Source organism: Clostridium sp. LS, assembly GCF_002760435.1.
Classification (GTDB): Bacteria; Bacillota; Clostridia; order Clostridiales; family Clostridiaceae; genus Clostridium.
On sequence record NZ_AUUU01000096.1, the window covers coordinates 33,974 to 47,994 of the forward strand.

Below are 14,021 nucleotides of genomic sequence, written 5' to 3' on the forward strand. Positions count from 1 at the left end.
AGGTTATACAATGAACTTTATTAGTTATTTTAAAAATTCTTTAAAGGATTTCTTTATATCTAGTGGATTCTTAATGATTATTATCACAATGATTTCAGAAATTTATTCCAATGAAACAATCAGCATTTCATTACTTTTTCAGATTATGTTATTTTCCTTGGCATATGTATTTTTAAAATTAGCCTTTACGAACAAAAATGAAATGAGTAAAAAAGTTCAACTTATCATTTTTAATGTTTTCTTAACCCTCTCAGAATTGATGCTCTTATTATGGTTGTTGTTTTTTAGTCCAGGTAAAGCTATGAATAACGAGTTGATTCTAGCATATATATTTGCATTAATTATAGTAAAAGTTTCAGTTTATACAATGATGAGTATAAATGGTGCAAAAGAAGCAAAGCTTATAAACGAAAAACTAATTAAATACAAAAATGATAAAGATTGATTTAAAATATATAAAGAGGGAATACAAAATGATTTTGAGTCTTTTGAATCCCCTCTTGTTTGTCATTCTCTAAGCCCCCTAATGTTTATAATTAAACTTAGCTATATTCTAACATAAAAATAAGAGCTTACTTAAATAAACTCTTATCCAAATTCAACACTTTAAATTACGATTTATAAATCTGCCCTCTATTACCAATATCAATAACTATTATTATTAATTCATTGTCGTTTCTTTCAAATAAAATTCTGAAGTCACCACTCTTAATCTATATACCTCATTCATACCTTTTAATTTTTTAATATCACCTTCTGGAAGTTCCGTAATAGCTTTAATAAGTCTTTTTTGAGTATCTTTATCTTGTTTCTTTATAAATTTTTCTGCTTTTTTAGTTAAATTTACATTATAACTATTCTTCATTCAGATTTAACTCTTTTATTACATTTTCTAAAGTAACGATTTCATCTTTTTTATTCTTATAATCTTGATATAGTGTCTTCTCTTCTTCTGTAGGATCATCTTCTTCTACTCTTTCCCACTTTCTTTGTAATTCTCTTTGCTTCTTTTGTTTTACATATTCATAGAAATCCAATACCTCTGATAAAACTAACTCATCCTCTTCTCTATTTAACTTATCTATTATTTCTTTAGCTAATGGACTCATTAAACCACTTCCTTCAATGTATTTATAACAATAGTATATCATAATATAAAAAAAAACCTTCAACTCCTTATGATTAAGATCTTCTAAATACAATTATATTGTTTTTCAATAATCCGCTCATGAAAATACACTACTTATAATCCTTATCTTTATTAAAATTATAAGCAACAATGTATCCTTTATCTAAGCCCTGAATATCTAAATAATCTTTAAGCTGATTTAATCCTTTTTTATGGTATTCAATGCCTCTCCATATTTTTAATTCAATTACATACTTATTAGAAAGATAAGTAATTACTATTAATTATTAAATCAAATATATAGTCTTTAAATTCATGATTGTTTTCAACATTTTTTACCATTTCATTGAAGAGTGTATTATTTTCTTGTAATAATTCTTTTACTACCTTAATTAATATTCTCTTCACTCCATAATAATTGACTTTCATCAATAATCTGACAAATCCTGCTTACTAAAAACGGATATCCGCTTGTATAAAAGTTAATGCCTAAAACAAAAGAACGCATTTTTATTATGAAAACAACTCCATAAGTTCCTCTTTTGAAAGGGCTGAAAGCATATTTTCGCTCTTATAATCGCTATCTAAAACATCACTTATAAGCTCCTTTTTACTATCCTGAAGATTTATAATTCTTTCTTCTATAGTTCCTTCTGAAATTAGTTTAAATACTTGAACTACATTCTTTTGCCCTATCCTATGAGCTCTATCAGTAGCCTGATCCTCTACCGCTGGATTCCACCAAGGGTCAAAATGTATGATAACATCAGCAGAAGTTAAATTAAGTCCTGTTCCTCCAGCTTTTAGGGAAATCAAAAATACCTTACACTTATTACTTTTATTAAACTCCTCTACAAGTTCCAACCTTTTATCTGCCTTTGTACTTCCATCTAAATACATATGTTCAATTTTATTTTTTGATAATTCATCTGAGATATTACTTAATACAGAAGTAAACTGGGAAAATAAAAGGATTTTATGGCCATTTTCTATATTTTCTTCGATAAGCTTTAAAGCTTCTTCTATTTTTGCACTTCCACCTGCATATTTATCTACTACTATAGATGGATCAAGACATAGCTGTCTAAGTTTTGTTAAATAAGAAAATATAGTTATCTTATCTCCTCCAAAACTTTCATCTTCCATTTTAGCCTTAATATCTTTTACATATGTAGCATAAACCTTCCTTTGCTGCTTTGTAAGCTCTACATAATAATTTTTCTCAATTTTATCGGGCAACTCTTTTATAACATCTTTTTTTAGCCTTCTAAGCATGAAAGGTCTTATAAATTTTTGAAGTTCAATTGCAGAATTGTCATTATCAATAAATTTTTTCTTAAAAAATGTTGGATTGTATAAATAATTAGGCATTATAAAATCAAAAATGCTCCACAGCTCAATTAAGTTGTTTTCAATTGGAGTTCCTGTTAATACAAATTTACTTTTTGCTTTTATATTTTTAACACATTTTGTGCTTTTAGCCAAAGGATTTTTTATATTTTGTCCCTCATCAAGTATACAATAATCAAAATGTAAGTTTTCATAATTTTCTTCATCATTTCTTAAAGTTCCATAAGTGGTTAATAGTACATCATATTTATTTATATTTTCAACAACATTTGCCCTTTCATTTTTATTTCCATGAACAACGCCAATCTTCATAGATGGAGCAAATTTTATAAATTCATTTTTCCAATTATATACTAAGGACGTGGGTGCAATTATTATGGACTTTTTACCATCTTCAGATAGCAAAAATGCAATAGTCTGCACAGTCTTTCCAAGTCCCATTTCATCAGCTAATATTCCTCCGAAACCTAAATAACTTAAATTTTTAAACCACTTAAATCCAGTTATTTGATAATCTCTAAGCTGAGTTTTTAGTTTATCTGGCATGGAATATTCAAGTTTATCTAATTCTAAAACCTTATTTGAAATATCCTTTACAATATTTTCCCCTTTTATAAATGTTAAATTACTATTTTCCAAATAATCATTTAAAACAATAGCTTTGTTCTTATGTAGTCTTATATTTCCTTCCTTACTGCCACTTGTAATCCCATCAACCAAGGTAAGAAAATCCTGAATTTCTTGTCCTTCAAGATTTATAAAGCTATCATTTTTAAGTTTATAATATTTTCTTTTATTATTAAAAGCCTCTAAAATATTCTTATTTTCTTTAGGTGGTATATCTTCAATTTCAAAGGTAAAATCTAAAAAACTATCCTCATTATCCTTAATAATCCCTTGAATTTTAGGTGTATAATAAACTTTTCTATCCCTAAATCTATCTGAGTAATAAATATCCCCTAAGACTTCAAGTTCTTTATACTTACCTCCTAAAAACAAATATAAGGCATATTCATCTCCAATAAATTCAAATATGTTGTTCTTATACGAGAAATTAAGATTAGTTATTGTTTCAAGAATCTTTTCTTCCCTGATGGAATCACGTATAATGATTTTATTTTTATCTTGTACTTTAGAGAAATATTTTAATTTTTCGTCCCCATACATTAGGTTTACATCTAATACTACTTGTTTATTTCTTATATCCAAAAAGAATTCAGCCTTCAAATCATTTTTAACCAGGTTATCAATCTTATCATCTATTTTAATACTAGAACTCATAATTTCTAACTTAGGCATTACTTCATTAAATACCTCTAAGGCTGCTTCTTTTTTAAATTCCAGCCTTTTAAAGTTTTTAAAATAGTCATAAAATAACTTAAGACTATGTATCTGCAGCCTCGAAGGTAAATAAATATTATTTTCAAAAAGAAAAACATCATATTTATTCGTAAGGGGTTTAAAGTATTCTCCAATTATTTTCACAATATATTTTTCATTCTTTTCACTAATATCCAGCTCTAAGGGAAGGTCTCCCTCAATAATTTTTACTTTCTCTGAATCATATGTTATTCCTTTTTCTTTTAGCATAAGCAAAAAACGTCTAAGAGAAGCATCATTAATATTTAAATTTTTTCCATCAATTAATCCAGTACTGTTATATCTCGATATGGCATCATTAGCTACATATTCCTCTATAAAATCAACTATATTTTCATCGATTTCATTAAATATATGCACTGATGGGTCATAAGAAAAATCTTTCCCGTAATCTATTTTTTGATTTTCTGATCTTGCCTTTATAAAATCTCGTACACTTTTTAGCACATACATTTTTTTATTTCCAATTTTAAAAGCTGCTTGAAAGTACCCATTAAAGTTTTTAGGATTTAAATTGACCTCTAGGTTAATCTTCTCCTTGGGCTGACTTAACGCATTAAGTTCATTTAATATATCTCTTCCCATATTTTCAATTCTTTTTTTCTCTTCTTCGTTTTTCACTTTTCTTGCAGATATATATTTTGATAATACTGCAGATATATGCTTACAAACATATTTATTTCTTGGCGTGGAATTGTTATAAAAATCTAAACAATCACAGTATGTTCCTTCTATTTCACTAGAATTTCCATTTATCAATACCTTGACCTCATAATGCGAGTAGCTTATTTGAGAGTACACTTTAGAGATAATTTCTATAAAATCCCTTTCTCTATCAGCTATTTCTTTAATATTCAATACCTTTCCTGCTCTAAGAAGTTCATTTCCTTTTTGTCTTTTAAAAAAGTCCACTTTGCTTTCAAAGTTTTTTGATAATTTTTCTATATTAAAATTCATCTTTAAAATCAATTCCTTTATTTTTATATAAGGCATATATATATTGCAATTAGCAATTAACAATCTACAATGTACAATTGACAATTATGTTTGAAATCCTTACAGGATTTCTAGAATTAATAATGTAGAATTGATAGTTCAATATATATATTTAAAAACAAAATAATCATCCTGAAAACTTATTTCCTAATATATTATGGAGTATAGACAAATATTTCTTATCTGAGTACTATCTATATTTATTGCCTCTATTTATTACATTATAACAATATTATTCCTATTTTTATATTGATTGCTATTTTTATTGTCTAATTGATATCCACACTTATCACTATTATTAAAAAAATCTCACATAATTCATTTACTTTTGAATTATGTAAGATTTTAATTTATCTCAATACATTTTTTATTCATTTATGGAGGAGCTGACTGTTTTTCTAATTTCCATATATGAGCATTTTTACGAAAGATAAGGCATGTCAAAACTCCAACAATACCAAGAATATCTAATACTATTACCAAATTATATCTTTTAATGATATATGAATAAATCATCTAAATAAACTTCTAATCCTCTAAAAACTCACTATATGTAATTTTATTAGGATTTATTAACACAACTCCCCCCCTTAATCATTTATATAATATATATTATCCTACTTTACTGTTCTATCTTATTAATTATTTTAGTATTAATCGTATTATAATCCACTAAATATATACAAGAAAATTCTTGTTTTAATAAAAAATAAGGCCACAAATATTGTTAAACCCAAACCACTACTAGATGGAATTGTATCGCTATATTTTGCAACACCCTACCAGTATGAATAAATTATAGCGCAAATCGTAACTGTAGTGTTGTTCAAATGCTTAAGGTAATATGCAAACTAAATATACCAATGGGAAACTGCAAGCAAGCAAATTAGTTTTATTACCCTATCCACGATGCAATATATTTATATTTATAATGACTTTTATCACTTAATACTTTAACTATTCCAACGGCTCCGGTACAATTGTCACTACGGCCGGCCCTTAATCCTATTTTCATAAAACGAATCATTAAAGCTGAAACTTTCTAAAATATAAGAAAATCTCAGCTTTAATAATAAAATTTATTGAGGAAGAATTACTACTGGTATTTTAGCATCTTTAAGAACCTTATTTGTTACAGAACCAATAATTCTGAGTAACTTTGTTTTAGAAGACTTTGCCATTATTATCATATCATAGTTACCTTCTTCTGCTTTTTTTAATATTTCATCTGGAGTATATCCGACAGCAAGAAACTTTTCAACTGTATATCCCTCCAATTTCGCTGATACTTCCTTTAAAACTATTTTACTTCTTTTTTGAAAATCACCTGAATCATCAGCCACAATTCTTTCGCTTACATTCATTAGTGTAATTTCAATATCATTCTTATCAAAGTGTTTTTTTATCCAATTAATAGGATACATGCTCATTTCTGATACATCCAATGGAACTAAAACTTTTGTTTTCTTCATATAAAACACACCCTTTCATAATTACGATATATTTTATATATTCGACATTTTGATAACGTTTTCCTTCTTTTTTATCAATTACTTCTTGGTATATTGAGATTTTACACAAAACAATTTGCATTTAAATATTCATATTATTATGAGTATCTTACAATAGAAAATAACTGAACTCTAAAAAACAAACCAGAAAATATTTACTTCTAGTTTGCTCTTGATTCATTATATTCTCTCTAATTTCTTGGCTTTCTCATTGCTACTAACTTATTAAATCTCTCCTGGCTTGGCAGTTTAGATTGCTTATCCTTTTTCGGAAAACACTTATCGAATTCTGCTGCTTTAGCTTCATCAATTTCGTAAACTTTATCCTCATAAAATCTACCTTTACAATTCTTTAAAGCCCCACTGTATAATTCACAGGCTTGTAATGGTACAGCATACATATTATCAGCCGTTCCTATTCCATAAGTTTCTGCAGGCGCAAAACCATATCTACTGTAATATTCTGGATCTCCATAAATCAATATTGCACGGTAACCTAGTTTTTGGGCAAGATTTTTAGTATGTCTAATTAGCATTCCACCAATTCCTCTGCCTTGAAATTCTGGCAAAATGGAAATTGGTCCAAAACAAACGACATTATATGAATTTCCATCATCGCCAAGTATCTTAGCATTTGTATAGACAATATTACCTACAATTCTATCATCAATTTCTGCCACTATATCTAACTGCTTAATAAAAGCATCCGAGTTTCTAATGTTATGTATTAAATAATGTTCACTACATCCAGGAACATAAACATTCCAAAAAGCTTCTCTTGTTAAATTTTCAACTGCTTTATAATCTTCTGGTTTTTCTAAACGTAATTTTATATTTTCTATTTCTACCATGGTTCATCCCCCATAAAATTATCTGTATTATTTCCTTAATCCTAACTCAATTCTGCTACTGCCGATATTAATTCTTTCATTGAAGTTATTACTACATCTGCATAAGCCATTAAAGATTGATTACTCTCCTCTGAAAGTAAAATTGTTCTCATTCCTATGTATTTGGCTGGTGCAATATCCTTAAAATAATCATTACCAACCATTATACACTCTCTTGCTTCGATATAGATCCTACGTGATATCTCATTGAAGAATTCAATACTTGGCTTTGAACATCCAAGTTCATTAGAAGTAAATAGGTATTTAAAATATTTTCTAATACCTACTCTTTCTAATGCTTTACCCATTAATTCTACATCAGAATCTCCTGCATTTGAAGCTACACAACATATGTAGCTTTCATTAAGTTTATCCAAAGATTCTTTAACTCCTGAAATTGCTTCTACACGCGGCCAGTTCACCATCGCACCATTATATTCTTTATAATCACGCATTAATGTATCTCCCCAATCGAATATAATAGCTTTAATCTCACAATTCCCCATTTTCTTCCCTACCTTTTATCTTACTAATTCTTTATTACTTTGTTATAATTACTGTTATTTCATAATTTATGAATGTTGTGTATCTCATATTAATTAGTTACACATTATTTCTTATTTCCAATAATTGAAAGCAAATTCATATATCGTCCATTATCTGCTTCAATCATAGACCTATCACCTATGGCGAATTTATTATCTGTCGCCAGCCAATCTTTCCACGCTTCCTCAAAGCAACCTATTTCTTCGATTTCTACTTTACCGAAATGCTCTGATTTAGATAATACTTGTTCCCACCATTTTTTTGAATGCCACATTTCAAGTGAATCTTTTGGCCAATGTTGTTTCATTTCCTCAGGTATATTATCATGAATTTCGTACTTCATTCCAGGAATTCCAATAGCAATCAAAGCATTACGTTTTAACAAATTGGCTAAATAGGTATCAAAGTATATATCATTATTTCCAAAGTAATGATATGAATCCACGCTAATAACAGCATCAAAATAATCATTTGCAAAAGGTAATTTCATAGCATCGGCATGTATTGGTATAATTTGATTTTCCAATCCCATCTTCTTAAAACGTTTATAATTTTCTGTTGCTGAAATCCATAAATCTACAGCAAAAACTTGTAGGCCATACTCTTTTGCTAAAAATATAGAAGTAAGCCCATTACCACATCCCAAATCTAATACCCTCATACCACTTTTTAATGGAATTTTTTGTGATAATTCCTCTAAAATCTTCATAGAATTAGGGCCCATCATATTTTCTTTTATAAAATCACTATCATATTTTTTACTTTTTAAATATTCCATTCCTATATCCTTTCTTTAAAACAAAATTATGCTTTTGCCTTACAAAAAAAGAAAACAGGCATAGCAAAATACTATACCTGTAACATATAATCCTATTAAATGTCAGTTTTGTATTTTCTGTAAGGCATTATAGGTATAACAAATAAAGTTGGAAATCCAACAAATTTATTACACAATATAAATCAATTAATGCTTATTACAGAACAATTAACAAACAGACACCACCTTGCAAAATAATATGTTTAAATATAACATAAATTAATTTTATTGTCAATTGATCAATGTTTATATTTCAAGTTAAATATGACAACGGCTTGTCGTATTTGTAAAATCAAACTTCTTTACAAAAACATCATTTTAGTTAACTATTCTTTATAAGAATTTTTTCTATTTCTGCAATATAAAATGTATGGTAATCTTTTTCAGGATACCATTTTTCATCTAGTCCATTTACAGTACAACATTCAGGTGCAAAATCCTGTGCATATATTTTTTTACATATAATTACAATGCGCCCTTCTTCAAAATAAGGTGTACTATCTGCATGTTGGATTGTTAAATCTGCTTTGGAAATCTTATCTTCATTTTTACCAGATACAGTTCCAAAATAAGTTAATTGTTTTCTAAAAGTTTCATCAAAAAACGTTAAAGAAAAAGTATTAGAATTATCAACAAATTTTTTTGTATAACGTTGGGGTCTTATAGCAATAAAGACTACATTTTTGGCAAACATTATTCCAAATCCGCCCCAACTTGCAGTCATAGCATTTACTTTATTATTATTCTCTGCCGTAATCAACATCCAATCCTTACCTATAAGTTTAAATGTGCTTTCATTTAATTCTTCTGGCTTAATTTCCTTAAATTTATTCATAAATAATTATACCTCCATAATATTAAATTACTTTGCAAAGCATTCTTAATATGTATTATTATATATACATATTACAATATAATGATAGCATGCACTTTTTTGTAAGATACTCACTGAAAGGAAAGTAATGAAATGGAGAAAAATATAGAAATAAACTCAAAACCATTTGAATATACATTATCTATTATTAGCGGTAAATGGAAAATGATTATAATGTTTTGGTTATGGCACTGCAAAATTATGCGTTACGGAGAAATAAAGAAATCTATTAAAGGTATTACTCATAAAATGTTAAGCAGTCAATTAAAGGAGCTTGAAGCTGATAAGATTGTCATTCGTACAGAATATGGCCAAGTTCCACCTAAAGTAGAATATTCGCTATCTGAAAAAGGATTATCTCTTATGCCCATTTTAAAAGAAATGTGCATTTGGGGAAATTTAAATTTTAATGACAATATTGATATTTAATTGAATAATTAATAAACTTATTATTCCAAGCAAAAATGTAAAAGACCTTAATACTTTTTTCATATATCCTCCCCCAAAATACTTACTGCAATAAATAACTAATACATCATAAATTACCATCACACTTTATATGAAAACTTCTAATGGAATTTTCCTTCTTCCTTGTATTCATGTTCCCATCTCGTTTCCGAAAGCATTGAAATGTCATTTTCTGTTGCTAGTCTATATACCACATTAATATTTAATAATTCTCTATGTGGAACAGCAAAAACTAATGCACACTTATAATCTAATTTATATTAACTAAAATCTATATTTGATGTAACCTTTTTGCTATTTCTTCTATATGAGTATTGTCAGTTCCACAACAGCCTCCTAGAATTTTAGGAATAAAATAGTCATATAAATCCATCATGTCACTAGCAAGACTAATACTATCAGAAGATTTTAAGTCCGTGGAATTGTCTAATTCCTCTGGTGATAATGGTGAAGTGTTTGCTTGTATTCCATGAAATCTTTCTTTTACTAATCTTGTTTTATTGAAAGAATAAGATAAAGCTTTTTTTAAGATAATTGGATGGATACAGTTTACCATATAACAAATTGGTTTTTGTAGGGTAGCATTATCAATACTTAAAATAGCATCATTAATAGTAGTTCCATCTATTAGTCTTCCATCATTCCTAATCATAAAACTAATTATATATGGTAAGTTTGCATTTTCCATGGCTTTTGCCATGCCAATAGTCTCAGATAGTGCAGGCATAATACCTGCAAACAAAAAATCTACTCCTGCTTCTTTAAATAAGTTTACCTGCCATGAATGGAATTCTTGTGCATCTTCTACTGATAAAATATCAGTTGCTTTATACGCATCTCCCTTGCACCCCATTAAGCCACCCACAAACATATTTACATTTGCATTTCTTTTTATTCCTTGCAGAAATTGTACATTATCTCTTATTATCCTTTCATTAAATTTAGATTGTATGACACGCTCCTTATTTGCTCTTCTTGTAGGAGTTGTTGCAATAAATGGTAACTTGTATTTCTCAGCGATCTTTAAATATTGTTTAAAAATACTATACATGGCTTGTCTTGAATCATCATTGTATATTAAACCAGCCATTGCAACCTTATCATCAAATGTAATATTAAATTCCCTTTTTAATCTCTCTCCTAAGGCACCTTCCATTAAAATAGATGAAGATGTATTAAAGCAAGTTTCAAAATTCATATGCACCTCTTTATATTCATGTTTTCAAAAATCTTATATAAAATAATCCTACGGCTGCTATAATAATGTAATTATCTCTATTTTGAATAAAAAGGATGACAAAAACATTCTGTTATATGGTCGTTTATCATTCCTACTGATTGCATAAAAGAATAGCAAATTGTACTTCCTACAAACTTAAATCCATCTTTTTTTAACTGTTTGCTCATTTTATCGCTTAGTTCATTTGAAGATGGGATCTCCTTTATGCTCTTCCAAGAATTAATAATAGGCTTGTTATCTACAAACTCCCATATATAATTAGAAAATGAACCATACTTACTTTGGATTTCCAAAAATGCTTTTGCATTTGTCACAACACTTTCAATTTTTCGTCTATTACGAACTATACCTTTATCTTCCATTAATGACTTCAATTTTTCTTCTGTATATTTAACAATTTTTTCTGGTTCAAAATTATCAAAGGCCTTCTTATAATTTTCTCTTTTTTGTAAAATAGTCCACCAGCTTAGTCCTGCTTGAGCCCCTTCTAAACATATCATTTCAAATAGTTTCCTATCGTCATATACTTGTACTCCCCATTCCTTATCGTGATATTCAATATATAAATTTTCTTCAGTCACCCATTCACACCTTTTAATCATTTAGTATCACTCCTTACTTTATATTTTCACTTGTTAAAGATGATTTACGTTCAACTAAACCCAAATTAACTAGATCATCAACACTAGTACTTGCTGTACTTTTAGGGATCATCAATTTATCGCTTTGACTAGTATTTATATCATTCTTCCCATAATGATTTCATCCCGATATGTTCCATCCTTAAGCTTATAGGCATTCTTTGTGCTACCCCAAACCTCAAAACCGTACTTTTTATACAAGGTGTTTGCTTTCTCATTATCCGAAAATACACCAAGTTCAATCTGTTCATACCCCATTCGTCTTGCTTGTCCGATTATTTCTCTAACCAATGCATTTCCAATGCCATTATTCCAATACTTTTCTTTTATAGAAATTCCAAACACTGCTCTGTGTTTAAGCTTAATATGGTTACTTACACACCTAATACCCGCATTACCTGCAAGTTCATCGTTAACAAATGCTGCAATCATCATATCTTTATTACTATTTAGATTATCTTTAAGAAGTTCTATTTCTTTATCAGTTGTAATATTAATTTCTTCAGGATATCTGAGCATAAAATATGTTTCTTCTGAGATCATTTTTAAATATTCAATCATTTTATCTGCATCATGTTCCTCTGGACTTCTTAAAATACATGTTGTTCCATCCTTTAATTCTATTTCCTTTGCTTCAAATATCATTATGGTTCCCTCCCCAAATTACTATTTATCTTTATGCTAACAATTAGTTTTTACTAATCATAATTTACTTTAGTACAACAACTACAAATTTTTAATTTCTACACCTTTTAAGAAAATCACATAGCTTTCACTACAAGATTTTATAATATTTCTATCCTATTTATCCAGTATTTTTAGTACAACGTCTAACAAATTAGGAACACGAGTTTTTCCTGGTCCTTTATATTGACTTACAAAGCTACTATAATCACTGTCCCGTATTTTTTGTCTATATATTTTGATTTTTTTATTTTGTAATAAATCATCAACCTTTACTATATTCTCAAAGAAATATTCCGAATCTTGAGCATGTACTATTTGTCCATCATCTAAATATATATCATAGTTAATTTTTAGCGAACCTTTGTTCACTCTTTCATATGATACTTTGGCATATGTAACATCGCTCCAATCATAATCTTTAATATTTGAAAGAATACTTTTTCTGACATGTATACCGTCTTTATTTACATTCGCATAATTAAAAAATTCACTCAAAATTAAAGATACGGAAATTGCGAAAGTGATAATTGCAATAAATAAACAAATCCTCACTTTAAAAATTTTAATTGGAGATTGAGTAATAGTTCTTATATTAGAATCTTTCACAATTTTAATATAAGGGGCAGTTATTATATTTAATATTATTAAAAATATTATTATGAGTGGTGAAAAAAATATTATTGCTGATGACATATTATCATGGACAAACAATAATGTACTTTCATTAGAAAACTTTAAAATTTGAAAATCATAATACCAATCACTAAAATAAATTGCTATTATCAAGAAAAAAAAGCATGGAATACTAGCATATACTAAAGCTTTATCCAATGCATCATAGACTTTATCACTATTGTTATTACTATTACTTCCAGTATTACCATTATTATATTCTTTACTTGATTTCACCCTTTTACTCAAACATTTTCCTCCCATGAACTATTGAAAATTTTAATTGAGTTCGTCGCTTTATTACAGCTTTTGATAACTTAAAACCGCATATTAAACATACATGAAAACAAAAGATATTCTTTGACACAAACCTTCATATTAGAATTTATCTATTATTACTATAAGTTATAATAATATGTCCAGTGCCAAAAAGTATTGCTGTTATTATCAATAAAACGTTACCTTGTACTATACCACTAAATAAAAATATTATTGTTGGAATAATAGCAAGTGCCATTGCTTTTTCCATTGTTGATTTCCTAAAATATAAAAACCATATAAAACAATATAGCACTGCTAATATACCAGTTAAAGCCATGTATACAATCTTTCCATTATTAAACCAATAACCAAACTCTAATAGTGGTATATTGAAAATCATTAAACCCATTGAACCAAATCTTCCTATCTGCTCAATGATTTCAACTACCTTATTATGATATTTATTTTCAAAGTTTTTCTCTTTAATTGCAAATATAATATTAGGTATCATAACTATTACCATAATAATCACACCATAATTATTCATCCACTCTTACTC

18 protein-coding genes are annotated in these 14,021 nt (G+C 27.8%); 2 read left to right on the forward strand and 16 right to left on the reverse strand.

Annotated features, from left to right (window positions below; all coding sequences use genetic code 11):
- Positions 1 to 10: 10 nt before the first annotated feature.
- Positions 11 to 445 (forward strand): hypothetical protein, encoded by a 435-nt coding sequence (locus COL3_RS19410; RefSeq protein WP_008424121.1) that lies wholly within the window; start codon positions 11 to 13, stop codon positions 443 to 445.
- A gap of 216 nt (positions 446 to 661) precedes the next feature.
- On the opposite strand, the gene COL3_RS19415 is transcribed toward COL3_RS19410, so the two are convergent.
- From COL3_RS19415 to COL3_RS19455, 10 genes are all read right to left on the reverse strand, one after another.
- Positions 662 to 865: a hypothetical protein gene (locus COL3_RS19415; protein WP_008424119.1), complete on the reverse strand. Its 204-nt coding sequence runs from the start codon at positions 863 to 865 to the stop codon at positions 662 to 664.
- A complete protein-coding gene (locus tag COL3_RS19420; RefSeq protein WP_008424117.1) occupies positions 855 to 1,109 on the reverse strand; it encodes a hypothetical protein in 255 nt (84 codons plus the stop codon). Before COL3_RS19420 ends, COL3_RS19415 begins: the two co-directional genes overlap by 11 nt.
- A gap of 278 nt (positions 1,110 to 1,387) precedes the next feature.
- Positions 1,388 to 1,558: a hypothetical protein gene (locus tag COL3_RS29395; RefSeq protein WP_008424116.1), complete on the reverse strand. Its 171-nt coding sequence runs from the start codon at positions 1,556 to 1,558 to the stop codon at positions 1,388 to 1,390.
- An 84-nt stretch (positions 1,559 to 1,642) separates the two neighbouring features.
- Positions 1,643 to 4,852 carry a DEAD/DEAH box helicase gene (locus COL3_RS19430; RefSeq protein WP_242982157.1) on the reverse strand — a complete coding sequence of 1,070 codons (3,210 nt, stop codon included), beginning with the start codon at positions 4,850 to 4,852 and terminating at the stop codon, positions 1,643 to 1,645.
- Positions 4,853 to 5,750: 898 nt separating this feature from the next.
- On the reverse strand, positions 5,751 to 5,882 hold the full coding sequence (locus COL3_RS29625) for a hypothetical protein (protein WP_278286692.1): 132 nt from the start codon (positions 5,880 to 5,882) through the stop codon (positions 5,751 to 5,753).
- 52 nt (positions 5,883 to 5,934) lie between these two features.
- Positions 5,935 to 6,327 (reverse strand): universal stress protein, encoded by a 393-nt coding sequence (locus COL3_RS19435; RefSeq protein ID WP_008424112.1) that lies wholly within the window; start codon positions 6,325 to 6,327, stop codon positions 5,935 to 5,937.
- A 230-nt stretch (positions 6,328 to 6,557) separates the two neighbouring features.
- A complete protein-coding gene (locus tag COL3_RS19440; RefSeq protein WP_008424110.1) occupies positions 6,558 to 7,217 on the reverse strand; it encodes an N-acetyltransferase in 660 nt (219 codons plus the stop codon).
- A gap of 41 nt (positions 7,218 to 7,258) precedes the next feature.
- The gene (locus COL3_RS19445) at positions 7,259 to 7,762 is read right to left on the reverse strand and encodes an HAD family hydrolase (RefSeq protein WP_008424109.1); all 504 of its coding nucleotides are present in this window, start codon (positions 7,760 to 7,762) and stop codon (positions 7,259 to 7,261) included.
- Positions 7,763 to 7,866: 104 nt separating this feature from the next.
- Complete coding sequence (locus COL3_RS19450; protein ID WP_008424107.1) at positions 7,867 to 8,580, reverse strand: methyltransferase domain-containing protein; 714 nt, start codon at positions 8,578 to 8,580, stop codon at positions 7,867 to 7,869.
- A gap of 361 nt (positions 8,581 to 8,941) precedes the next feature.
- Positions 8,942 to 9,454 (reverse strand): flavin reductase, encoded by a 513-nt coding sequence (locus COL3_RS19455; RefSeq protein ID WP_008424106.1) that lies wholly within the window; start codon positions 9,452 to 9,454, stop codon positions 8,942 to 8,944.
- A gap of 132 nt (positions 9,455 to 9,586) precedes the next feature.
- Here COL3_RS19455 and COL3_RS19460 point away from each other — a divergent pair, with 132 nt between their 5' ends.
- The gene (locus COL3_RS19460) at positions 9,587 to 9,922 is read left to right on the forward strand and encodes a helix-turn-helix domain-containing protein (protein WP_008424104.1); all 336 of its coding nucleotides are present in this window, start codon (positions 9,587 to 9,589) and stop codon (positions 9,920 to 9,922) included.
- Positions 9,923 to 10,232: 310 nt separating this feature from the next.
- Here the strand turns inward: COL3_RS19460 and COL3_RS19475 are convergent, their stop codons facing one another.
- From COL3_RS19475 to COL3_RS19495, 6 genes are all read right to left on the reverse strand, one after another.
- A complete protein-coding gene (locus tag COL3_RS19475; protein ID WP_008424102.1) occupies positions 10,233 to 11,159 on the reverse strand; it encodes a homocysteine S-methyltransferase family protein in 927 nt (308 codons plus the stop codon).
- Between the two features lie 77 nt (positions 11,160 to 11,236).
- Entirely contained in the window at positions 11,237 to 11,803 is a 567-nt protein-coding gene (locus COL3_RS19480; protein ID WP_008424100.1) for a DNA-3-methyladenine glycosylase I, read from the reverse strand.
- A gap of 13 nt (positions 11,804 to 11,816) precedes the next feature.
- Entirely contained in the window at positions 11,817 to 11,915 is a 99-nt protein-coding gene (locus tag COL3_RS28450; protein WP_143327551.1) for a helix-turn-helix domain-containing protein, read from the reverse strand.
- Positions 11,916 to 11,938: 23 nt separating this feature from the next.
- Complete coding sequence (locus COL3_RS19485; RefSeq protein WP_008424098.1) at positions 11,939 to 12,487, reverse strand: GNAT family N-acetyltransferase; 549 nt, start codon at positions 12,485 to 12,487, stop codon at positions 11,939 to 11,941.
- A gap of 156 nt (positions 12,488 to 12,643) precedes the next feature.
- Positions 12,644 to 13,450 (reverse strand): hypothetical protein, encoded by an 807-nt coding sequence (locus COL3_RS19490; RefSeq protein ID WP_008424095.1) that lies wholly within the window; start codon positions 13,448 to 13,450, stop codon positions 12,644 to 12,646.
- A 136-nt stretch (positions 13,451 to 13,586) separates the two neighbouring features.
- A complete protein-coding gene (locus COL3_RS19495) occupies positions 13,587 to 14,009 on the reverse strand; it encodes a hypothetical protein (protein WP_008424093.1) in 423 nt (140 codons plus the stop codon).
- Between the last annotated feature and the right edge of the window lie 12 nt (positions 14,010 to 14,021).